Genomic DNA, 22,768 nt, shown 5'->3' with positions numbered 1-22,768 from the left:
ATTATTACCACCAATATAGATTTTATGTATTCTACTATTAATATAGACCTTCGAAAATTAATGAGTATAAATCATTATCCATTACATACTGTTCTGCTATTCCTTGCTCTAATGCTTCTGTTAAATCAACATTTATAGGAAGTTCTCCTAATAGGGGTATTCCTAGATATTCTGCATGCTCTTCTGCAGACTTTTTGCTAAATACTCTCATTTTTGTATCACAACCTGGACACACTATATAAGACATATTTTCTACTACTCCTCTTATTTGTAAAGGCATTTTTTTTGCCATGGTTATTACTTTTTTAACTATCATAGAAACCATATCTTGTGGAGTAGAAACAATAATAAGCTCAGTAATAGGGAAGCTTTGCATTACTGTTAATGTTATATCTGATGTTCCAGGTGGCATATCTATTAATAAGTAATCAAGTTCTCCCCAAACTGTATCAGTAAATAATTGAGTTAAAACGCTTGTTACTATAGGTCCCCTCCATACAACCGGATCATCTTCTTTAGGTATTAATAGATTCATTGACAATACTTTTGTTCCACCCTTAGATTCTACTGGATTATATTTAAAGTTATTTTCATCTATTGGCTCTATAACAGCTCTTTTATCATTTATTCCAAAGAATCTTGGCATTGATGGTCCTGTTATATCCGCATCAAGCACACCAACCTTATATCCCTTTTTTCTTAATGTACTAGCTAATATACCAGTAACAGTAGATTTACCAACTCCACCTTTTCCGCTTATTATTCCAATAACATTTTTTATTGTTCCATACTTAGGTAATAACTTACCACATCCTTGAGATCCAACAGTATCTTTAGAGCTACATTTATTTTTACTTGGACAAGTTGAACAATCTGACATATTAATTACCTCCTACCAGTTCTTTTCTACTTCTTTTGGAACATTATCTTTCGTATAAATATCTATGTTCCATTCTTTAAATTCATTTTCACCAACTATATAATAGTAATATTCAACCTTATTTTTCTTGTCTTCAACAGTTATATTACTTTTATAAACAGTTGTGTTATGTCCCCTATTTTTTACTTTTATAACAATGTCAAAATCTTCTTCATTATTATTTACAATTTCAACATTAGAAGTTATCTTTCTGGCCCTTGATAGAAAATCTTCTATATCTGTAGAAAATATATATTTAAGACAATCTATATCATTTTCTACATCAATACCAATTTTATTATTCCCATTATTAAGAACTTCTTTCTTCAAATTCATAACATCTAGTATAGAATTATAATATATGTACTCAAAGTCTCTAGGCTTTCTTATTATTGATAAGTTTTGAATTATACTTTCATCTAATCTCTTAGATACTGTAAAATTCTCATTTTCATCATAGAAATTACCTTCATATGCTCCAACTATATAGTTGAATTGTTTAATTTCGCTCCCCATTTTTATTTCAAATATATAATCTGGTTGCAAATCTGATTTTTCTTCGCTCACTTTAGCTTTAGATAAAAGCTCATGCATACTTTGTATAGCTTTTTCATCTGTAACAAGAAATTTAAAAGACTTATCTCTAACACTTTGTATACTTATAACATCAACCTTACCGCTTAGCAAATAATCAAAATATCCATTATCTTTTTTAAATTTACCTTTTATATTATCAATTAATGTACAAGATGTTAAGTTGAAAGATAATATTATTACTAATATAGTTATTATACTTTTTATTGGCTTTTTCAATTGTATCCTTCCCCTCTATTAAAAAGTCAATATTTTCCCTACAATGCTTAATAGTTAATTAGGAGAAGCATTAGCTTCTCCTAATTATAAATAAATTATAATACTTTAATTCTTCAATAGCAAATTTTTTGAAGCATCACTTAAAACTCATTGATATACTATCAAAAACTACATTAATACTATTTTTTTCTTTCTCCTTAATATAGGAATACTTAATTATAAGAACTTTTCCCTCTGAGTAACTTCTAAGATAATATTTATTAATAGTTTTATTATTTACCACATTTATTATATGCCATATATAATTATCTTCTATTATTTTAATATTCTCTTTACTATTAGTAATACTATTGGAAATATCTTCTATATTTCCTTTTTCTATAGAAATATTACCTTCAATATTATCATTATCACTAAAATTGATATTAATATCACCATTAAAGCTTTTTATTTTTTTATCTATTTCCCATCCTTCTGGCAGTGAAACTTTATATTCTCCCTCTCCCAATAAATATTCATCAAAATTTTTTATATTATTATTTGAAATTGCAACTTCTTTTATATCTTGTATAAATAGGTTTTTCATACAAACTATAATAAACATTAGGATTACCAGTAGGGCTATTATATAGATTTTTTTCTTATTCATCTCATATACTCATTAGGATTATAAGTACATTTTATTGCTGCACTTTATTTCATAGGTACAACAACAGTTGAATTTCTAAAATCATAGAACATTAACCAACATCCTACTCCATCCCTAGTTTCATTACTAATCCAAGTTACAAATCCAGTTTTCCCCTCATAAGGCTGTTCGTCCCTATTTTTTCTTCCCGGAATTCCATAAACTATATATCTTAAATTTCCGTCCTTATCACATTTATAGCCTAGCATAAAGTGTCCATATTTTCTTATATATGGATAATAGTTAAGCATTGGATAGTATGCCACTGTATATCTATTGTAATTTGACATATTACACATTTCATGTAAGTCATGAACAGGTATCTTATACCACTTACAATATTTTATTTCCCTATATTCATTTCTACAATGTTCAAAACCATTGGCAATCCCTTCAAAATATTCTCCTACGCTTCCTTTTATAGAGAATACATCAGATTTTTTTTCTATTTCTTCTTCATATTCATCAAATTTATTCTTTTTACTTGCTCTATTTAATGAATTTGAACCATAATAATTAATTTCTCCTGAACTATTAACAAAAGGATTTTGAGCCGCATTTACTCCGTTTAAATTAGTAAACGGATTGTCCTTATCATCAATATTCTTTTTAACATCAGCTCCATCTTCTGGAATTGCTTCTACATCTTGTTCTTCTATATCTATTGGCCCAATGCCTTCTTCCATAATAGGTCTTTCATCACTTCTAAGATCTTCCTCTCTATGTTCTGAACATTTACAATTGTTTTCATCCTTCTTCTTATCTTCATCCTTATTCTTATCTTCATCCTTCTTTTTAGCTTCATCTTTCTTTTTATCATAGTACTTTTTATCATCATCTTTTTTCTTATCAGATTCTTTCTTTTTGTCATAATCTTTTTTCATTTTATCTTCTTTTTTGAAATATTCAACTTTATCTTTTGATTTATCACTAGTAGATTTAATTATTTTATAGTTTTTCCAATTATCACTTGGTTGTTCACCATTTATAAATCCACACATAATAATTATAGGAATTTCATCTTTCATTTTAGCTATTGCAGCTCCTGAAATTTTGTCATAAGATATTCCTAATCCTGCTATATCGTCAACAGAATACTCCTTTGTTATTTCAGCTTTTCCCCCATCTGATACGGTGATTTTTCCTAAGTCCAACATTTTCTTAGTATCCTTTTTATTGCATATAGCCATAATGCAATAATCATCACCATCATTTCTTAGATTTTGAGCATAAAAGGAAATTTTGCAAGTATCCCCCTTTGCTTCTATCTTTGAATATCCTGATAAGGTTTTGTCGTTAGAACTAGAATAGCCTCTTTCATCTTCTTGTAAAATAATAAAATTTCTATACAATTTATTTAACTGTGACAAACCTTTAGAACCTCCACTTTACATTAATTCAATACATTATATGCTTAATATATCCAAATATGTTAAAAATAAAACTCGTGAGATTATTTGATATTACACCAAATTTCTCACGAGTTTAAATAAATTGCAAAGCAATTACTAATGAATGGTTAATAGTGTATGCTTTAAGTTCTACACCAGTTTAATTTTTCTCCAAAAAATTAAATTACTATACTCTCTGTTACTTGTTACCTGGTCCCTAATCCCTGTTACCTTTAACTTAAATAACCGTGAATTGTGAACTGAATAAAATCACCTCTAATCTTATTCCATTTTTTCATAAATTTTGTCTGATAAAACTGCAAACTCTTGTATAGATAATGTTTCTCCTCTTCTTTTTGGATCTATGTCTGCTTCATTAAAGGCTAGTTCTAGTTTTTCTTTGCTTAACCCGATATTTTTCACACCATTCCAAAGAGTTTTTCTTCTCATATTAAATGAACTTCTTATTATATCAAAAAATAGCTTTTCACTTTTAACACTTACCTTAGGTTCTGTAAGCTTATCTAATCTTATCACTATTGAATCTACCTTAGGCCTTGGTATAAAGCATTGCGGTGCTACTTTTCTTACTATCTTGGTATCACAATAATATTGAACTAATAATGAAAGTGAACCATAATCTTTATTACCTGGTTCTGCATTCATCCTTTCTGCTACTTCCTTTTGTATCATTATAGTTAAAGATTTAAATTTATAGTCTTCTTTTAATAATTTTAGTATTATAGGAGTTGTAACATAATAAGGTAAATTAGCTACTAACTTTACACTTTCTTCATCTCCTATTATTTCATTAAAATTAACTTTTAAAGCATCATTATGTATTAATGTAAATTTAGGATTATCACCTATTTCTTTATTTAAAATAGGTATAAGATCACTATCTAATTCTATTGCAACTACCCTTTTAGCTTTATTTAGTAATTGAGCTGTTAACGTCCCCACTCCTGGACCTATTTCTATAACTAGGTCATCTTCATTAACCTCAGCCCCTGCCACAATATCTTTTGGAACTGAATCATCTATTAAGAAATTTTGCCCTAAACTTTTAGAAAATTTAAAATTATATTTCTTAACTAATTCTGCTGTTTTTATATCCTGTATTTCCATTATTCTTTCACCTCTAAAAATTTTTCAATTTTTTCTATAGCAGTAATAAACTCTTCTTTTGTTATAGAGTATTTATTTAATCTGCTTAACATTTGATTTGAATTTCCGTAACCAATTCCTAATTCTTTTCCTAGAATAATTCTTCTTTTCTTTGAATCAGCATCGCCTGTAAGCTTAAAATGAAACATATCTTCTGATGTATATATTTCTTCAATTATTTCTTCTGATATCTTTGCTCTATTTAAAGCTTCTATAATTACTTCTGGAGATGCATTTTCAACGCCTATATCATCGCCTTTTATTCCGTCTTCTTGAGCTATATATGCATGTTTTATTCCCTTTACCCTTTTAGCAATTATACTTCTAATCTTTTCTCCAGCAAAATCAGGATCTGTTAATACTATTACGCCTTTTCTTCTTTGTGCTTCCTTTATCCTTTCTATAACTCTAGCATTTATTCCAAATCCTCCTACAGCTATAACTTCGGCATCTACAGCTTGTTTTACAGCGGTTATATCATCTCTTCCTTCAACAACTATAACTTCTTTAATCAAAATATTAACTTCCTTTCTATTAATTAAGAAATTCCTTTATCTTTCACATCTAAATATTAATTTATCCTTATATACTTATTATGTCAAACGAAATAAGAATTAAAATAAGTATTATGATAAATATTTATTAGTCTAAATCTACTCAATAATTGTCCATAAAAAAGGCACAGCCTAAGCCGTGCCCATTTTTATTTTACCATTCTCCTGGATACGCTAAAATATAAACAGCAACGTTATATTTCCTTCCCCAGCTATTATATGCTTCTTCTTGAGAATTAACATATACATCAACAATATTTCCTTGTATAGCTCCACCAGTATCTGCAGCTACAGCCCTGCCATATCCTTCTACATATACTAAGCTTCCTAGAGGAATAACTCTTGGATCAACTGCTATTGTGCTTATACCATTAGGATCTCTAACTGGTACAGTTCCTGTTGCAGTAGTTCCACCTCCGCTATATGCTGTAGATTCACAATATATTACGCTCTTATAATTTAATAGCTGGCCATCTCTACTTGCAAGGGTCTTCCTTGTTCCTTGTACAACTATTTTGTTAACTGGTTCTGCTAATACTTTTGAGCTTTTTATAGATTTAGAAAATTCCTTACCATTTTTGTAAACTATTTCATAAGTAACTTCCTTTTCTCCTGAAGCTCCATCTTGTCTTATTTCTTCTAGTCCACTATCAAGGTTAGAGTCAGATTCAACTACTACATCAAAATCTATAGCTTCTTTAGCTAATTCTTTTTTTACCTCAACCTTAACAAGGTTAACTTTTAAATCAGATGTAATTTCTGTATTTAATGTAGGAGTTATTTCATCTAATCCTTCATTAAATTCAATCCCTTGATTCTTAAGTTCTTCCTTTTCTACTTCTAGCATTTCTTCAATAGTATCTTCTGCAGTGTAAACTTCTATTTGTTTATCTCCTACAGTTAATTCTATTGAAACAGCTCTCTTAATAGATATTGTATCTCCTTCAGATACCTTACTATTTAAAGCTGGTTGAATTTTATCCTTAGGACTAACCTCTACTCCCTTAGAATTCAACACATCTTCAACAGTCCCTTTATATGTGACAAAAGTCTCTTCTTTATCGTCTATCTTCATTGTTATTGTCTTTCGCATATTTATGAACGTCGCTGATAAAATAATAGCAACTGCTATTGTTCCTATCAGTATTTTTGCCTTTGGACCGTTAGAAAAATTATTTTTTAGATATTTTTTACATTTTTCTACCATCTACTTTACCTCCCTTGGCAAGAGCGTCTTTTGAATTATAATGGAATTAAGCGCTTTTGTCAAATTTAAGACCTCTCGCATTAATAAAACTGCGGATGAATGCATCATATGCATAATTAAAATATAATTTATAAATAATAGCAAATTTGCAGTTTATAATTTTTCTAAAGTAGATTTGTTCTTTAAACAGTTCATCCTATATATTGATAAACAATTGTTACTGTTAAATTTTTCAAATTGTTACTTTTTAATTGTACTTTATATATTATTTTGAATCAACCTTTTAAAATTGTCATTTACAGCTAAATTTACCTCTTTCGGTTCCAATTCCTTTATTAAAGCAATTTGTTCTATTATATAAGCTATATAGTCTGATTTATTCCTTTTTCCTCGGTTTGGTGCAGGGGCCATATATGGACAATCTGTCTCAACTAGCAATTTTTCTAGTGGGACATGCTTTACTACCTCTATTATTTTTTTAGCATTCTTAAAAGTTACTACTCCTGTTATGCCTATGTAGTATCCAAGTTTTATACATTCCATTGCAAATTCAACACTTCCAGAAAAACAATGAACTATACCATTAACATTTGGAAACTCCTTTATAATCTCTAAGGTATCTCCATGAGCTTCTCTATCATGGATAATAACTGGTAATTTTAATTTTTCTGCTAACCTCATCTGTTCTCTAAATACCTGCTTTTGTATATCTTTTGAAGGATTTTCATCCCAATAGTAATCTAATCCTATCTCCCCTATTGCAATTATTTTTTTATTTTTTTCAATTAAATCAATAATTTCTATTTCTACATTACTGTTAAATTCATTTGCATTCTCAGGATGTATTCCTAATGCTCCATATATAAAATCATTTTCTATTGTTAATTTATTTGTTTTTTCTATACTCTTGTAGCTTGATGCACAATTTAATATTCCTATAACACCATTATCCTTAATTTGCTTAAGAATAGTTTCTCTATCTTCATCAAATGCTTCATCATCATAATGCGCGTGTGTATCAAATATTACGTATTTATTTTCCATTTCAATTCCTCCATCGTATATATTAATTTATTATAAGTATTATACCATAAGTAGAATTTTTCAAATTAAAATAATTAAAAATGAAACAATGAAGAAATTGCTGAATCTAATATACAAGCCCATCCACTAAGGATTTTCCAAAGTAGATGGGCTTAATTTTTTATCACATTTTATTTTTATTATTTATTCTTTTTTCCTGAAGTTCCGATATTATTTGCATGATCCCCTATTCTTTCTAAGTTGCTTAATAAATCTAAGAAGATTACACTTGATGCAGCTGAACAAGACTTTTCATTTAATCTCTTTATATTATTTTCTCTAAACTTCTTTTCTAGTTCGTCTATCTCATCCTCTATTTGCTCTATTTCAATTGGAGCCATTATTTTTTTATTATTATAACTTTCAATAGCAATTTCCATGGCTTTCATAGTTTTATCAAAAATAATTGTTAACTCCTCTTTAGCACTACTTCCAAGATGTATGTTTTTATTTATTTTTTCTACTGCTAAATCAGCTATATTTTCTGCATGATCCCCAATTCTTTCTATATCATTAATTACATGATATGTTGAACTAAATAGCTTAATATCTTCCTCAGGTAACTCTAATTGAGATAACTCAACTAAATAATCTGTTATGTCTTTCTCTAATGCATTTATTATTTTCTCATTTTTATATACTTTATCTGCAGAATCCATATTACTATTTGTAAATGCTTCCATAGCTAATGCTACATTTTCTTTTGCTTTTGTAGCCATTCTTAAAGTTTCTTTAAAAACTTGGCCATTTGCTACTATTGGAGTTTCTAATAAACTTTTATCCAAATAAATAGCTCCTTCTTTTTCTATCTCCGCATCTCCTGGAAGTATTCTATTAACTATTTTAACTAAGTATGCTGATAATGGTAGTAATAATACAGTAACTGTAACATTAAATATAGTATGTGCATTTGCAACTTGCCTTGCCACGCTTGATGGATCAGTTGATTCTACTAATCTTATAAATGGACCTATAAATGGCAAGAAAATTAATGCTCCCATTGAATTAAATAATAAATGTATTAATGCTGCTTTTTTTGCAGTTCTATTTGCCCCTAATGAAGCTAATATTGCAGTAACGCATGTACCTATATTGCAACCTAGTATTACCGGAAATGCTAATCGCATATCTATTGCTCCTGTTGTCGCTAATGCAACTAAAATACCTGTTGTTGCTGATGAACTTTGAACAACAGCAGTCATTCCCAGTCCTGCAAGTAGTCCTAATATGCTATTATCTGCAACTACTATTACAAATTCTTTAAACCAGCTTGCTTCTGCTATTGGCTTCATTGCATCTGACATTACACCCATTCCCATAAATAGAATTCCAAAACCTAAAGCTATACTAGCTATATCTCTAACTCTTTTCTTTTTAGCTACAAGTAATATTATTGCCCCTACACCTATAAATATTGGTGCAATTGCATCTAACTTGAATGATACCATTTGAGCTGTAATAGTTGTTCCTATATTAGCTCCCATTATTACTCCTGCAGCTTGAAGTAAATTCATTAATCCTGCATTTACAAAACTAACAATCATTACAGTAGTTGCACTTGAACTTTGTATTATTGCTGTAACTGCTGCTCCAACCAATACTCCTATGTACTTATTACTTGTTAATTTCTCTAATATGGATTTTAAGCCCTCACCAGCAGCATTTTCTAGACCATCTCCCATAAGCTTCATTCCATATAAAAATAGTCCTAATCCTCCTAGCAAACCTGTAAAAATAGCAAACTTATCCATGACTCTCTCCTTATAAATTTATAATTTATATATTAAAATTATTAATTACCAAACTTAATATACAATTAATATTCGTAGTTGTAAATATAGATAGAATGTTAAATTCTTGTTAAAACTAATAACTTGATAAGTATTCACAATTTTTTTATACTTTTGTCACGGTATTGTCATATTATTGCTGTATTATAATATTTGTAAAGTAGTTAAAGCATTATTATTTACCCCTAAAACCATCTAATGGTCCCTAGATTAAATTATTCCCCAAAGTGATTTAATCTAGGGTTTTTCCTTTATTAAATTAATTTCTTTCTTCTTTTAATCTTTTTACTTCTTCTGAAGCCCTTTTTCTATCAATTTTATTAAATAAATTCTCTAATTCTAAAATTTTACCAGTTTTCTTTTCTGAATAACTCCAAATAGGGTCATATAGTCTTAATGAAAGTCTTATCTTTTTACAAGTATATGGCATAAATGGTTCTAATAAATTTGATATATTTACAACAGCTTGAATATACTCATATATTTTATTTTTATTTCCTTTTCTATTTACCTCTGTGTATATAGCTTGATATTCTTCATCAAAAGACTTATTCATTTTTTTTATAAAATTCATTATACCTAAAATTGCAACTTTAAATTTACCTTCTTCTATATTATCTCCTACTTCGAAATATAGGTTAAGTATTTCATTTCTAAAATCATTTGATGTAATTCCTACTGGTACTTCCCTTTCATAGTATTTATTTATAAAATCTATGATTTTCTTAACAAAACCTTCTAAGGAACTTACTAAGTCCCTATTTACTACATTTATAAAATCCCTCCAAGTGAAATCTGTATCCTTAATCTCTGGAGAATTTAAAGCTAAATAATATCTGAACTCATCCACATTATAATTATCAACTATATAATCTGCCCATATAGCCCAATTTTTTACTGATGAGAAATTTTTCCCTTCTAATTTCATATATTCACTTGATATAACTCTTAAATTAGGATTTTTTATTCCAAGTCCTGCTAGAATAGCTGGAAATATAACTGTGTGGAAAGGTATATTATCTTTGCCATGAACAAAATAAACTCTTGAATCATCTCCTTGCCAATATTCCTTCCAGTCCTCATTTTTTTCTTCTAAACACTTCATACTCGCAGTTAAATATCCCATAACTGCCTCAATCCAAACAAATATCCTTTTATCTTCGTATCCTTCTAAAGGTACATCTACCCCCCAATTAAAATCTCTTGTAACTGCTCTATCCCTTAATCCTTCATCTAAATATCTCTTTACTATTTTTTCAGCATTTTCTCTCCAACCCTTTTGTCTAATTAAAAGTCTTCTAACATCATTTTCAAAACTTGAAAGAGAGAAAAATAAATGTTTTGTTTGTTTAACTACTGTTTCATTTCCACAAAGTTTACACTTTTTATCTAAAAGGTCTTCTGCTTCAATTATCTCAGAACAACTTTCACATTCATCTCCAGATACTATTTCTCCACAATGCGGACACTTTCCTTCTATATATCTATCGGATAAAAACTCATTGCAACTTTCACAATAAGTTTGTTCTATTTCCTTTTCATATATATATCCCTTATTATATAACTCGAGTATAAATTTCTTAACCCTTTCCTCGTGATACTCTGAATGAGTCCTTGCAAATATATCAAAAGAAAATCCTAACTTATCAAAGCATTCTTTAAATTCATTATGGTACTTTTTTGTTGCTTCTAATGGAGTTATTCCTTCTTCCTTAGCCTTCATAGTTACTGGTGTACCATGACAGTCAGTTCCAGATAAAAATATAACTTCATCACCCATAAGTCTATGATACCTAGCAATTATATCACCAGGTAGTAATACTGCTATTCTTCCTAGATGTAATGGTCCATTTGCATAAGGCCATGCATTTCCTACTATTATATTCATAAAAAACCCCCTTGTTTGAATTAAGAATGTAGAATTAAGGAGAAGACTCAGCTTAGGCTGAGTCTTATATTTTTATAATTCATAAAGGCTGAATTGTTTCCTCGATTTTACATTCTTTATTCTTAATTTTTAATTTATCTTACTACGCTTCCTGTTGGTAGTTCCCCTGGATTTACTACCTTTAGTAAACTATCGCCATCAGTTGATGCTGCTAATATCATTCCTTGTGATAGTTCCCCTCTTAGTGTTACTGGTTTTAAGTTTGCTACTAATACTACATATTTACCAACTAGCTCTTCCGGCTTATAGTATTGTGCTATTCCTGAAACCACTTGTCTTTCTTCCCCATTTAAGTCTACAGTTAGTTTTAATAATTTCTTAGCCTTCTTTATTGGCTCACAAGCTAATACTTTTACTACTCTTAAGTCTATTTTTTCGAAATCCTCTATAGTTATTTCTTCTTTAATTGGAGTTATTTCTCTTTTTTCTTCTGGTTTATTAGCAGCTAATTGAGCTTCTCTTAAAGCGTCTAATTCTGCTAATTTCTTATCTACATCTATTCTTGGGAATAGTGCTTCTCCCTTTTGGACCTTAGTTCCAACTACTGTTCCATCAAAACTATTTAATGATTCAAAAGTAACATTGCTTGCAGTTATTTGTTCATTTATCTTCTTGCTTGTATCTGGTAAGAAAGCAGATAGTAGTACTGAAGCAAATCTTAAGCTCTCAACTAAGTTGTATAAAACTGTTCCAAGTCTTTCTTTCTTTTCTTCATCCTTAGCTAATATCCATGGTGTAGTTTCATCTATATATTTATTTGCTCTTCCTATTAAATCAAATATATATTCTAATGCTTCTGGTATTCTTAATTTATCTATTGCATCATTAACCTTCTTAGGAGTTTCTAAAGCTAAATTAATTAATTCATTATCTATAGCTTCTTTAACATTATTATTTGGAACTACTCCATCAAAGTATTTTTCTATCATTGCTACAGTTCTAGATAATAGGTTCCCTAAATCATTGCATAAATCAGAGTTTATTTTCTTTATAAATATTTCATTATTGAATAATCCATCTGCTCCAAATGGAATTTCTCTTAATAAATAGTATCTAACTGCATCCACTCCAAAGTTTTCAACTAAAGTTACTGGATCAACTACATTACCTTTAGATTTAGACATCTTTCCACCATCAACAAGTAACCATCCGTGTCCGAATACTTGCTTTGGTAGTGGTAAATCTAAAGCCATTAACATAATTGGCCAATAAATAGTATGGAATCTTAATATGTCCTTACCTATTAAATGAACATCTGCTGGCCAGTATTTTTCATAAAGCTCTTTGTTGTCGCTTCCATATCCTAAAGCTGTTATATAGTTTGAAAGGGCATCTATCCAAACATAAACTACGTGTCCTTCATCAAAAGTAACTGGAACTCCCCAATTGAAGCTTGTTCTTGAAACGCAAAGATCTTGTAATCCTGGCTTTAAGAAGTTATTAACCATTTCATTTTTTCTTGATTCTGGTTGAATAAACTCTGGATGAGTTTCAATGTATTCCATTAACTTGTCAGCATATTTACTCATCTTAAAGAAATAAGCTTCTTCCTTTGATTTTTCTACTGGTCTTCCACAGTCTGGACAATTTCCATTAACTAATTGAGTTTCTGTCCAGAAGGATTCACAAGGAGTACAGTATAAACCTTCATAAGATGACTTATATATATCTCCATTATCATATAGCTTTTTGAATATATCTTGAACAGCTTTAATATGATAATCATCAGTTGTTCTTATAAATTTATCATAGCTGATATTCATCATCTTCCATAAATCTTTAATTCCTGCTACTATTTCATCTACATGTTTCTTAGGTGTTATTCCCTTTTCTTCTGCTATTCTTTGTATTTTTTGTCCATGCTCATCTGTTCCTGTTAAAAACATCACATCATACCCTGTTAATCTCTTATATCTTGCTAAAGCATCTGCTGCTACAGTAGTATAAGTGTTTCCAATATGAAGTTTAGTTGATGGATAATAAATTGGTGTAGTAATATAATATGTCTTCTTACACATACCATTTTCCTCCCTTAATCGTTTCTTCTTTATAAATTCTTGAATAATAAAAAAGTCCCTATATAGGTATATTAAAACCTACATAGAGACGTATTATACGTGTTACCACTCTAATTCATATTTATCTTGCGATAAATATCTCAATAGGTGACATGCCATCACCTTGCAATATAACGGTTGCTCCCGTATTTTCCTAGCTATATTGCTCAGAAAATATGCTCCAAGGCCATCTTCATAAAGCTTTATGCCACTAGCTTTCACCTAACCTAGCTCTCTTTAGACATTCTCCTTTACTACTCTTCTCTTCATTGCATTCTTTATTTATTATTATGATATTCTATATTAATTTTACTGTCAATTATTTTTATCATATCATCTTTTTTCAAATTTTTTCTTTAATAATTTATCTATTATTAATTTATCTAAAATAACCATAAATGAATTAACTAATAATAAAAAATTGAATGACTTTTCCCCTATTATAAGTAATACTATTGCATTAATTATAAATAATATCGTTCCTACTGTTCCATAAATCTTAGCAGCCACTTTATTAGAATATTCCCAAGAAAACTTATCTTTAATCGAATATTCAGTCTTATACCCAATTTTAGTATCTGGATAATTCGTAGATTTAGTTTCATAAATTCCACCTATAACAAATAGCGCTATTGGTATTAGTTCTATCAATATTAAATAAATCCAAAAATTCATATTATAATATCCTAACTCTTTATCTTTTTTATTTATAGTCATAATTATATACTTATTTACCAAATATGTCATATATTATATTTAATTAAATTTATATGATATAATAATTTTGTATGGAGGTGTTTAAGTATGAATAATTTAAATGTACCTAATATAGGCTCTAGAAACATAAAAACTGGTATAGCCGTTTTAATATGTTTATTATTATTTCCAGGTGCCTTAAACCCACCAATTGCAGCAATTATCTGTATGCAAAGTACCATAGAAAATTCGGTGCATACCGGAATTAATAGATTAATTGGTACTTTTCTTGGTGGTATTCTTGGTATTGTTATGTTACTTGCTATAAGCAAACTTAATTTACATTCATTTTCTACAATTATATCTGCAGTAAATGTTTGTCTAATTATTTATATTTGTAATGTAATAAAAAAACCTGCTGCTTGTGTCATTGCATCAATAGTTGTTTTAAGTATTTTGGTAGATTCTGCCGTTGCTAATCCTATCATGTATTCTATAAGAAGGACAGGCGAAACTGCCATAGGAGTTATTATCGGAATATTAATAAATAGATATATAAATCCTCCAGAAGAAAAACTTGAAAAAATGGATGAACCAAATGAAAATAAATAATATAAAAAAATTCCTCCGCAATTTTTAAGAAATATAAACATTTCCTTTGCCGACTATTACAATCCTATAATCTGGTAATAAAAAAGTTAAATTAAACTTATCTGATTTAGCCGGAAGTCTAATAGATTGGAGAATTATTTGATTTTCATCAAATACTTGTAAATAAATGCTATCTGTTTCAGATACATTTTGTACTGTATATCTTTCATTTGAAAAGTTTAAGTCAGAAACCTTATATACTCCTTCCTCAAATATATTTACTGCATATACTGATTGAGTAAATATAATAAATGATAAAAATAAGGAAACCAAACTAATAGTAATAAATTTCTTCATTATTCTAACCACCCTTCATGGTTATTTTGGCTAGATTAATATTAAATATTCCTCTAGCCATTGAATACATAAATAAATTTAAATTTCTCTAGTTTCACCTTCTAAGAACTTAACTTCTTCTTCACTTAGATATGGACTTAATTTTTCAAATACAGTTTTATGATAGTTGTTTAACCATTCTTTTTCTTCATTTGTAAGCATATATATATCTACACCGTTTAAATCTATTGGACAATATGATATTGTATTAAACTTATAAAACTCTCCAAACTCTTCTGACTTCATATCTTCTACCACTAAAAGTGTATTTTCTATTCTTATTCCATGTTTTCCTTCCTTGTAGACTCCTGGTTCATTGGTTATTATCATACCTTTTTCTAAAGCTGTAGTATTTCCTTCTGGTCTTATTCCTTGAGGCCCTTCATGGACATTTAAAAAATATCCTACACCATGACCTGTTCCACACTTATAGTCAATTCTATAGTTCCAGAGAGGTCTTCTTGCTAATATATCTAAATTCATCCCAGTTGTTCCTTTTAGGAATTTGGCTGTTGCTAAAGCTATATGTCCCTTTAACACAAGAGTAAAATCTCTTTTTTCTTCAGAAGTTAGCTTTCCTAAAACAAAAGTCCTTGTTATATCTGTTGTTCCATCAAGATATTGAGCTCCTGAGTCTACAAGAAACATTCCTTCTGCTTTTAATTCATAGTCTGTTGCCTCTGTAGCTGAATAGTGCATCATTGCTGCATGGTCTTTATAGCCGGCTATAGTATTAAAACTATCACCTTTATAATTTTCACCCATCGCTCTAAGCTCTGTCAATTTCTTACTTGCTGATATCTCAGTTATTTTTTCTTTCTTTATTGATTCTTTTAACCACTTAATAAATCTAACCATAGCTACTCCATCTCTAATTTGAGATTTTTCTATGTTAGAAATTTCAATATCATTTTTAACTGCTTTTAGTCTTGTTGTTATATTAATTTCATCTATTATTTCTATATCTTTACTTAATAGTGAATATATTTTAGCATTTAACTTACTTGCATCTATTATAGTAGCTTCATTTATTAATTTAACGTGCTCCTCTATTTCATCATATTCATATATGTTAATGCCTTGGCTATTTAATTTGATTCTGGTTTCGTTATCTATCTTATTATTATTTATATAAAGATTTGTATCCTTTTCAGTAACAATTACATAAGCAAGAGCAACAGGATTAAACTTTATATCGTTTCCTCTTATGTTACATAGCCATGCTATATCGTCTAATGATGATATTATATAATTTGCAGCTTTTTTTTCTTTCATATGGTATCTGACTTCACTTAATTTTTCTAAAGCAGATTTACCAGAATATACTTCTTCATGTATAAATATTTTACTTTTAGGAAGTTCGCTTCTTGTAGCCCAAAATTCCTCTAATAAATCATTATTCATATTTAATCTAAACTTATTTTCATTAGCTATATGTAAAAAACCTTTATATTGATTAACAGAAAACAACTTACCATCAAATCCCAAAGTTTCTTCTTCTTTAATATTTTGCTTAATCCATTCCTCAATAGTTGGATATCCTGAAGTTCTCATTTTCATAAGTGAAATTCCAGTTCCTCTAAGTTCTTTCTCAGCTTGAATAAAATACCTTCCGTCAGTCCATAAATAAGCATCCTGATGTCCTATTAATAGAGTTCCTGCTGAGCCAGTAAAACCTGATATGAACTCTCTTCCTTTAAAATAATCTGCTACATATTCACTTTGATGTGAATCACTACTTGGAATAATATAATAATTTATATTATTTTTTTTCATAATGTATCTAATTTTTTCTAAATTACTCACGTTAGTGCCCCCTAATTAAAATGATAAATTATTTTCTATCACTTCTTTATTTTTATATTCAATATTATATATATGTTTTAGTTAATAATCTACATAATTAATATAATATAACTCTATCTTCAGCTTATATAGTTAAATCGAAAATTCTTAATATATTGTATTTTCTGAAAATTTATTGATTCGATTAAGTTTTTCGTATATAATTTATGTAACGTATACAAGGGGGGAAGGCTTATATGGGAGACCAATCTAAATTTAAGAGCTTTATTGTAGAGGCTAAAAGAAATACATATGCTTCAGGAGCAAAAAAAGAAGAATCTTCTAGACCAAATTCTAAAGACTATGCTTACAAAAAATTTAATTATTACTATCTTGATAGTTTTGTTGGAAACAAAGATTTTATAGGTGAAGAATTGGTTTGGGATAATGAAAAAATTTGTTGGGGGATGAATTATAAAGGACAAGTTCTTGTTAAAGAAACTCCTTCTGGATTTAGTAAATTCTTAAAAGATGCTTTAAAAAAAGTATCTGATGATTGTCCATTTAGAGGACCTAGACATTTTGAGGATGAAGATTTTGTTTATGAATGTACTTGGGATGGTGATATTGCTTCTTTTAATGGTGTTGAAGCAATATATCATAAAGGAACACAAATATTTAAACTTTATTTTCATGGAGGAAATCTTAAATAATAGCAAAAAAATTTAGGAAGTTTTGCAAGTATATCTACTTGCAAAACTTCCTCTTTATTTTGTAAAACTTATTTACACTGATTCCTCAACCTTTTTACCTAAGACTTGAATTCCTAAATAAACCGCTATCACAGCTATTGGAAGTACTACATACCACTTTATTCCAAATCCTGCTGGAATATATCCAAACAAAATAGTTATTACTGCTATAAACAGTGAGTACCATATTTGCGTATTTACATGAGCAATATGATTGCATCCAGATCCCATTGATGAAAGGATTGTTGTATCTGATATTGGCGAACAATGATCCCCAAAAATAGCACCCGTTAATACAGCACTTGTACTAACAATCACGTAACTCATATCTGGATTCATAGAATACGCTAATGGTATTGCTAGAGGCATTAATATTCCCATAGTTCCATATGCAGTTCCTGTAGCAAATGAAATAACTGCTCCTAATATAAATATTAAGCTTGGAAGTAAAAAGTTAGGTAATGAACCTGAAAGTAACGAAACTAAATATTTAGCTGTTCCTAAATCCTTTATTACAGAGCTTAATGACCATGCTAATAATAATATTACACCTGTTATTAATAGAGGTTTCATACCATCTATCCATGTGTCTATAGCTTCTGAAATAGTAAATATTTTCTTAGATACTCCCATTATTATAGATACAATACTTGCTATTAAAGCTGATTGGAATAATGCAATTGATGCATCCGATGCACTAAATGCCTCTTGTATAGCTTTGAATGATAGTGGTGAGCTGTTCATTATTTGCTGAAGAGCACTATCGTCTCCACCCATTATTGCAGAATATCCACTAAAATAAAAACATATTAAAGCTGTAATAACTAATGTTCCTATAGGAATTATTGCATTCCATATACTTAACTCTACTCCTTCCTTTGGTTCAAGATCATCATGCTCCATATTAGAGTCCACTGCGACCTCACTATCATTCTCCGAATTTAAACTTCTTCTTGCAGCCACTTCTGCTTTATACATTGGCCCAAACTCTTTTAATAATATTGAAGTGATAAATACAAAAACTAGTATTAATATATTATAAAATCTATACGGTATAGTTTGTAAGAAGATTCCAAATGCATCAACTTCTTTCCCTATCCCATTTAAAAAAGCATCCTTTATTAATCCAACCTCTAACCCTATCCAAGTAGACACAATAGCTAATCCTGCAATAGGCGCTGCTGTTGCATCTATTATAAATGCTAATCTTTCTCTTGATATTTTCATTTTATCTGCAACTGGTTTCATAATAGGTCCAACAATTAATGAATTAGCATAGTCATCAAAAAACACAGCTATCCCTAATAAAAGAGTTACTACTTGAGTACTTCTTGCAGTTTTAGCCTTTTTGGCTAATGCTTCTGCAACAGCTTTAGCACCACCCATTTTAGCAACTAAATGAATAACTCCACCTATTACTAAAACCTGTAGTATTATTCCTGCATTCCAAGGATCTGCTAGAGAATTTAAAGATCTAGATACTAAATCTAAAAATGAATGAATAACAGCAGTAAAAAAAGATTTATCTACTAACTGTACTAAAAAGGCTCCTGATAGTGTTCCTATGAATAAAGATATAATAACATTCTTGGTTAAAAAGGCTAATACTATTGCAATAACTGGTGGTATTAAAGTTAAGAATCCATAATGATTAGCATTAGATGTAGCTGTATCTACCTCCGTTGCAAAAACTATAGATGTTGATTGTAATGTTAATATTATTGTAATCAATAATATTTTTAAGTTTCTTTTATTATTCATATTTTTCTCCTTCAATGTTTAAATAAATAATTAAAGAGCAGAACAAAAAAAAGCCTTGAGTTTCACTCAAGGCTCTAATATACTCTAAATTCAAAAAGTAAAATTCCTCAAGCGATAGCTCATCACAATAACAAAATTTGTGACAGTGTTACACATATTTTATGCAACCCCAGTAACATGATCTTAAAGCATCAATCATACACTTCGGCGATAATTCCTTTCCTACTAAATCTAAGTGCTTACCTCATTAATAGTACTTTTAAGTATCGCTCCTCTACCCTTGTCTTTATTTATATTTATTTTATACACATATTATATAATCATTAACTGACTAAATCAACTATTAACATTTACTGTATTACTTTATATTTTTGCCATAAATTTTTCTATTTCTTCTATAGTTTTAATCATATTTTTAGTTAATACCTCATTACCATTCTCAGTAATAAGAATATCATCTTCTATTCTTACTCCTATATTCTCTTCTTCTATATATATTCCTGGTTCAACAGTATATACCATCCCAGCTTCGAATATAACATCCCTATTTTCTAATTCTATATCATGTGTGTCCATGCCTAAACTATGCCCTATACTATGATAATAAAACTTTGAAACTTCATCTTTATTGGTCATTAATCCAAGTGAAATACACTCTTCAGCAATCCATTCTCTTGCTTTACTATTTAACTCTAAAAAGCTTACTCCTGGTCTCATTTCTTTAATAACTTTTTCATTTACTCTAAGAACCGCATTATATACTTCTTTTTGCCTTTCCGTAAACTTACCATTAACAGGGAATGTCCTTGATATATCTCCATTATAATATTTATATTGAGCTCCCAAATCAAATAATATCAAATCTCCATCATTCAATTCTGAGTCATTGGTTACATAATGCAAAACCGTTGCATTTTTCCCAGCAGCTGCAATAGTTTTAAAAGCAAAATCCTTTACCCCACTTTTCTTACATATAAAATCAAAATATGCCTCTAGTTCATATTCCTTGATTCCAGATTTAGAATTTTTCATCAATATTTCTATACCTTCTATGGTAATTTCTATAGCTTTTCTAATTCTTTCAATTTCTTCTTCACTTTTTATAAGTCTTAAATCACCTATAAGCTTAAAAGCATTTTTTATATTTAAGTTATGATACTTACTCTTAATTTCATTCACATAATTATATGAACTATTTTCTTTTTCTAGGTCTAAATAAATATTTATTTCTTCATTATCCGAAATTATCTTATCTATAAAATTATTAAATTCACCTAAATATCTCACATCTTCTATATCACAAATTCCAGGTACCTCTTCTTTTCTTATAGTTTTACCTTCCCATTTTTCTACAATTGGGTCAACCTCTTTTATAAATAAATATTCCTTTATCTTACCACTAAATTTTGATAAGACTAAAATATGATTTTCTTCATCTATCCCAGTTAAATAATAAAAGTTTCTATTTGGTGTAAATTGGTATTTTTCATCAGCAGTTTTTTTTGGGGCATTTCCAGCAAATAATATTAATAAGGAATTATCTTTAATTTTATTTAAAACCTTATTTCTATTACTTTTATAAAATTTCTTATTCATAAATTAATGTCCTCCTTATTCCATTGCTAATACCTTAACGCTAATTACATTAGGTAGTGCTCTTAAAGTATTTACTAAATGTTTTAAATCTTTTTTTACATTAGATATGTCAAGTGTTATAGTGACATTTGCAGCCATATTTATGGGTATATCTTGACTTATTGTTAATATATTTCCCTTATTAAAAGCAATACAATCTAAAACCTTAGATAAAGTTCCAGTTTCATGAGATAGTAATACAACTAATGTTATTTTCTTACTATGTATCCCTTCTGTCATTGGAAAAACATAATCTTTATATTTATAAAAGGTACTTCTACTTATCCCTGTTTGTTTCACAGCATCACTTATATCCTTTGCCTTTCCAGTAATAAGGTTTTCCTTAACTTCTAAAACTTTTTTAAAAACCTCCGGCAATACTCTCCCACTAACTATATAAAACTTTTCCGAAGACATAAAGTCACCTACCTTATATTAAAATTAAATAAGCTATATAATTAATAATTATATAGCTTATTTAAAATAAAATATATATGTTTCAATTAATAATCTACATCATTACTAAGTAATACTATTACAAGTTAACATTACTACTTAAGCAAAATTCAAAACATACATTGTTGAAACTTTTATATAAGTTTTTGAGACTCTACATAATATCATAAATTTAAAGTATAATTAAATTTATAATAAATATACTTAGATATCTACTATTATTTATATATGAATCTTATTTGATTTCTTTATTCTATTTATAAATATCTTTAAAAGCGAAATCAATATAGATATAACTCCCCCTAATGCAAAACACAGTTGAATGTTTCCTGTAAATAACCCTGCTAAAACTCCAAGTCCTACTCCATAAGCAAGAAACATAGTTAGTAATTTCAATTCCTCTTCTGACAAAAATAATTTGTCATTCCATTCCATGTTTATACACTTCCCTCCTTCTTTCTATATTTTTATTATAAGATACTTTCATTAATAACTAGTTACAAAATTATTACGTATTGATTAAAATTTGTTAATTATTTATTTAATAAATTCACTACATTATAAATTTATTCACCAAGAAAATTGCAGCTATTATAGCTGTTAAATCAGCTAATATAGCAGCCCATAATGTATGCCTTATCTTCTTAATTTGAACTGCTCCAAAGTAAACTGTTATTGTGTAGAATATTGTTTCTGTTGTTCCCATAATAACTGAGGAAATTAATCCTATTGGTGTATCCGGTCCATGTGTTTTTAGTATATCAGTAAGAATTCCTATAGCTCCACTGCCTGATAAGGGCTTTACTAATACTAGTGGAACTACCTCCTTTGGCAATCCAATTAACCCACCAATTGGTGCTACCATATTATTTAATATATCTAATAATTTTGCTTCCCTAAATATGTTCACGGCTATTATCATAGCTAATAAATATGGAAATATGTTTAAACAAACCTTCAACCCATCTTTTGCTCCTTCTATAAACCATTCGTAGACTTTTCGTCCTTTAAACATTCCATAAGTAATGATTATAATAACTATTATAGGAATTATACTTTTGGTTAAATATTGAAACATT

Annotated in this window: 21 protein-coding genes, 1 riboswitch and 1 other annotated feature; of the genes, 2 read left to right on the top strand and 19 right to left on the bottom strand. The window is 28.7% G+C overall.

From position 1 onward, the window contains the following. Positions 1-37: 37 nt before the first annotated feature. From AAT22_RS00650 to AAT22_RS00595, 12 genes are all read right to left on the bottom strand, one after another. The gene (locus AAT22_RS00650) at positions 38-880 is read right to left on the bottom strand and encodes an Mrp/NBP35 family ATP-binding protein (protein ID WP_016206897.1); all 843 of its coding nucleotides are present in this window, start codon (positions 878-880) and stop codon (positions 38-40) included. A gap of 12 nt (positions 881-892) precedes the next feature. Beyond that, complete coding sequence (locus AAT22_RS00645) at positions 893-1,732, bottom strand: hypothetical protein (RefSeq protein WP_016206898.1); 840 nt, start codon at positions 1,730-1,732, stop codon at positions 893-895. Between the two features lie 136 nt (positions 1,733-1,868). Continuing rightward, entirely contained in the window at positions 1,869-2,336 is a 468-nt protein-coding gene (locus tag AAT22_RS00640; protein WP_242849766.1) for a hypothetical protein, read from the bottom strand. An 89-nt stretch (positions 2,337-2,425) separates the two neighbouring features. After that, positions 2,426-3,790: a hypothetical protein gene (locus tag AAT22_RS00635; protein WP_046999931.1), complete on the bottom strand. Its 1,365-nt coding sequence runs from the start codon at positions 3,788-3,790 to the stop codon at positions 2,426-2,428. Between the two features lie 303 nt (positions 3,791-4,093). Beyond that, positions 4,094-4,939, bottom strand: coding sequence for a 16S rRNA (adenine(1518)-N(6)/adenine(1519)-N(6))-dimethyltransferase RsmA (rsmA, locus tag AAT22_RS00630; RefSeq protein ID WP_046999930.1), 846 nt, complete (start codon positions 4,937-4,939; stop codon positions 4,094-4,096). Then, on the bottom strand, positions 4,939-5,493 hold the full coding sequence (gene rnmV / locus AAT22_RS00625; RefSeq protein WP_016206902.1) for a ribonuclease M5: 555 nt from the start codon (positions 5,491-5,493) through the stop codon (positions 4,939-4,941). The genes rsmA and rnmV overlap by 1 nt, the downstream gene beginning before the upstream one ends. Positions 5,494-5,686: 193 nt before the next feature. Next, positions 5,687-6,739, bottom strand: coding sequence for a 3D domain-containing protein (locus tag AAT22_RS00620; RefSeq protein WP_016206903.1), 1,053 nt, complete (start codon positions 6,737-6,739; stop codon positions 5,687-5,689). A gap of 258 nt (positions 6,740-6,997) precedes the next feature. Next, positions 6,998-7,783 carry a TatD family hydrolase gene (locus AAT22_RS00615; RefSeq protein WP_016206904.1) on the bottom strand — a complete coding sequence of 262 codons (786 nt, stop codon included), beginning with the start codon at positions 7,781-7,783 and terminating at the stop codon, positions 6,998-7,000. A gap of 179 nt (positions 7,784-7,962) precedes the next feature. After that, positions 7,963-9,573 (bottom strand): Na/Pi cotransporter family protein, encoded by a 1,611-nt coding sequence (locus AAT22_RS00610; RefSeq protein ID WP_016206905.1) that lies wholly within the window; start codon positions 9,571-9,573, stop codon positions 7,963-7,965. Positions 9,574-9,871: 298 nt separating this feature from the next. After that, a complete protein-coding gene (metG, locus tag AAT22_RS00605) occupies positions 9,872-11,500 on the bottom strand; it encodes a methionine--tRNA ligase (protein ID WP_046999929.1) in 1,629 nt (542 codons plus the stop codon). Between the two features lie 134 nt (positions 11,501-11,634). Further along, positions 11,635-13,578 (bottom strand): methionine--tRNA ligase, encoded by a 1,944-nt coding sequence (gene metG / locus AAT22_RS00600; protein ID WP_046999928.1) that lies wholly within the window; start codon positions 13,576-13,578, stop codon positions 11,635-11,637. A gap of 81 nt (positions 13,579-13,659) precedes the next feature. Then, positions 13,660-13,896 (bottom strand) — a binding site (T-box leader). A gap of 54 nt (positions 13,897-13,950) precedes the next feature. After that, the gene (locus tag AAT22_RS00595) at positions 13,951-14,292 is read right to left on the bottom strand and encodes an SdpI family protein (RefSeq protein WP_040436630.1); all 342 of its coding nucleotides are present in this window, start codon (positions 14,290-14,292) and stop codon (positions 13,951-13,953) included. A gap of 129 nt (positions 14,293-14,421) precedes the next feature. Here AAT22_RS00595 and AAT22_RS00590 point away from each other — a divergent pair, with 129 nt between their 5' ends. After that, the gene (locus AAT22_RS00590) at positions 14,422-14,925 is read left to right on the top strand and encodes an aromatic acid exporter family protein (RefSeq protein ID WP_046999927.1); all 504 of its coding nucleotides are present in this window, start codon (positions 14,422-14,424) and stop codon (positions 14,923-14,925) included. A gap of 24 nt (positions 14,926-14,949) precedes the next feature. Here AAT22_RS00590 and AAT22_RS00585 read toward each other — a convergent pair whose 3' ends face one another. Beyond that, positions 14,950-15,261: a hypothetical protein gene (locus AAT22_RS00585; protein WP_046999926.1), complete on the bottom strand. Its 312-nt coding sequence runs from the start codon at positions 15,259-15,261 to the stop codon at positions 14,950-14,952. A 78-nt stretch (positions 15,262-15,339) separates the two neighbouring features. Next, a complete protein-coding gene (locus AAT22_RS00580) occupies positions 15,340-17,106 on the bottom strand; it encodes an aminopeptidase P family protein (protein WP_084820702.1) in 1,767 nt (588 codons plus the stop codon). A 236-nt stretch (positions 17,107-17,342) separates the two neighbouring features. Here AAT22_RS00580 and AAT22_RS00575 point away from each other — a divergent pair, with 236 nt between their 5' ends. Continuing rightward, a complete protein-coding gene (locus AAT22_RS00575) occupies positions 17,343-17,798 on the top strand; it encodes a DUF5680 domain-containing protein (RefSeq protein WP_016206912.1) in 456 nt (151 codons plus the stop codon). A 72-nt stretch (positions 17,799-17,870) separates the two neighbouring features. Here the strand turns inward: AAT22_RS00575 and AAT22_RS00570 are convergent, their stop codons facing one another. The 5 genes from AAT22_RS00570 to AAT22_RS00550 all read right to left on the bottom strand — a co-directional run bounded on the left by AAT22_RS00570 (position 17,871) and on the right by AAT22_RS00550 (position 22,767). Beyond that, the gene (locus tag AAT22_RS00570) at positions 17,871-19,598 is read right to left on the bottom strand and encodes a Na+/H+ antiporter NhaC family protein (RefSeq protein ID WP_046999925.1); all 1,728 of its coding nucleotides are present in this window, start codon (positions 19,596-19,598) and stop codon (positions 17,871-17,873) included. Between the two features lie 107 nt (positions 19,599-19,705). Continuing rightward, positions 19,706-19,883: riboswitch (Lysine riboswitch) on the bottom strand. Positions 19,884-19,961: 78 nt separating this feature from the next. Then, a complete protein-coding gene (locus AAT22_RS00565; RefSeq protein ID WP_046999924.1) occupies positions 19,962-21,194 on the bottom strand; it encodes an aminopeptidase P family protein in 1,233 nt (410 codons plus the stop codon). A gap of 15 nt (positions 21,195-21,209) precedes the next feature. Next, positions 21,210-21,650: an ACT domain-containing protein gene (locus tag AAT22_RS00560; protein WP_016206915.1), complete on the bottom strand. Its 441-nt coding sequence runs from the start codon at positions 21,648-21,650 to the stop codon at positions 21,210-21,212. A 261-nt stretch (positions 21,651-21,911) separates the two neighbouring features. Further along, positions 21,912-22,124 (bottom strand): hypothetical protein, encoded by a 213-nt coding sequence (locus AAT22_RS00555; RefSeq protein ID WP_016206916.1) that lies wholly within the window; start codon positions 22,122-22,124, stop codon positions 21,912-21,914. 118 nt (positions 22,125-22,242) lie between these two features. Further along, positions 22,243-22,767, bottom strand: coding sequence for a nucleoside recognition domain-containing protein (locus AAT22_RS00550; protein ID WP_016206917.1), 525 nt, complete (start codon positions 22,765-22,767; stop codon positions 22,243-22,245). Between the last annotated feature and the right edge of the window lies 1 nt (position 22,768).

The sequence above is a fragment of the Clostridium sp. C8 genome (assembly GCF_001010885.1).
Taxonomy (GTDB): domain Bacteria; phylum Bacillota; class Clostridia; order Clostridiales; family Clostridiaceae; genus Clostridium; species Clostridium sartagoforme.
This window is presented reverse-complemented; position numbering and strand designations above follow the sequence as displayed.

What these genes read in the sequence shown, in the direction of transcription:
- AAT22_RS00650 (WP_016206897.1), bottom strand. Translation starts at nt 880, where the DNA reads ATGTCAGATTGTTCAACTTGTCCAAGTAAAAATAAATGTAGCTCTAAA.
- AAT22_RS00640 (WP_242849766.1), bottom strand. Translation starts at nt 2,336, where the DNA reads ATGTTTATTATAGTTTGTATGAAAAACCTATTTATACAAGATATAAAA.
- rsmA (WP_046999930.1), bottom strand. Translation starts at nt 4,939, where the DNA reads ATGGAAATACAGGATATAAAAACAGCAGAATTAGTTAAGAAATATAAT.
- AAT22_RS00620 (WP_016206903.1), bottom strand. Translation starts at nt 6,739, where the DNA reads ATGGTAGAAAAATGTAAAAAATATCTAAAAAATAATTTTTCTAACGGT.
- AAT22_RS00615 (WP_016206904.1), bottom strand. Translation starts at nt 7,783, where the DNA reads ATGGAAAATAAATACGTAATATTTGATACACACGCGCATTATGATGAT.
- AAT22_RS00610 (WP_016206905.1), bottom strand. Translation starts at nt 9,573, where the DNA reads ATGGATAAGTTTGCTATTTTTACAGGTTTGCTAGGAGGATTAGGACTA.
- metG (WP_046999929.1), bottom strand. Translation starts at nt 11,500, where the DNA reads ATGAATATAATAGTAGGAAATGCATGGCCTTATGCAAATGGACCATTA.
- metG (WP_046999928.1), bottom strand. Translation starts at nt 13,578, where the DNA reads ATGTGTAAGAAGACATATTATATTACTACACCAATTTATTATCCATCA.
- AAT22_RS00595 (WP_040436630.1), bottom strand. Translation starts at nt 14,292, where the DNA reads ATGAATTTTTGGATTTATTTAATATTGATAGAACTAATACCAATAGCG.
- AAT22_RS00590 (WP_046999927.1), top strand. Translation starts at nt 14,422, where the DNA reads ATGAATAATTTAAATGTACCTAATATAGGCTCTAGAAACATAAAAACT.
- AAT22_RS00585 (WP_046999926.1), bottom strand. Translation starts at nt 15,261, where the DNA reads ATGAAGAAATTTATTACTATTAGTTTGGTTTCCTTATTTTTATCATTT.
- AAT22_RS00575 (WP_016206912.1), top strand. Translation starts at nt 17,343, where the DNA reads ATGGGAGACCAATCTAAATTTAAGAGCTTTATTGTAGAGGCTAAAAGA.
- AAT22_RS00570 (WP_046999925.1), bottom strand. Translation starts at nt 19,598, where the DNA reads ATGAATAATAAAAGAAACTTAAAAATATTATTGATTACAATAATATTA.
- AAT22_RS00565 (WP_046999924.1), bottom strand. Translation starts at nt 21,194, where the DNA reads ATGAATAAGAAATTTTATAAAAGTAATAGAAATAAGGTTTTAAATAAA.
- AAT22_RS00560 (WP_016206915.1), bottom strand. Translation starts at nt 21,650, where the DNA reads ATGTCTTCGGAAAAGTTTTATATAGTTAGTGGGAGAGTATTGCCGGAG.
- AAT22_RS00555 (WP_016206916.1), bottom strand. Translation starts at nt 22,124, where the DNA reads ATGGAATGGAATGACAAATTATTTTTGTCAGAAGAGGAATTGAAATTA.
- AAT22_RS00550 (WP_016206917.1), bottom strand. Translation starts at nt 22,767, where the DNA reads ATGTTTCAATATTTAACCAAAAGTATAATTCCTATAATAGTTATTATA.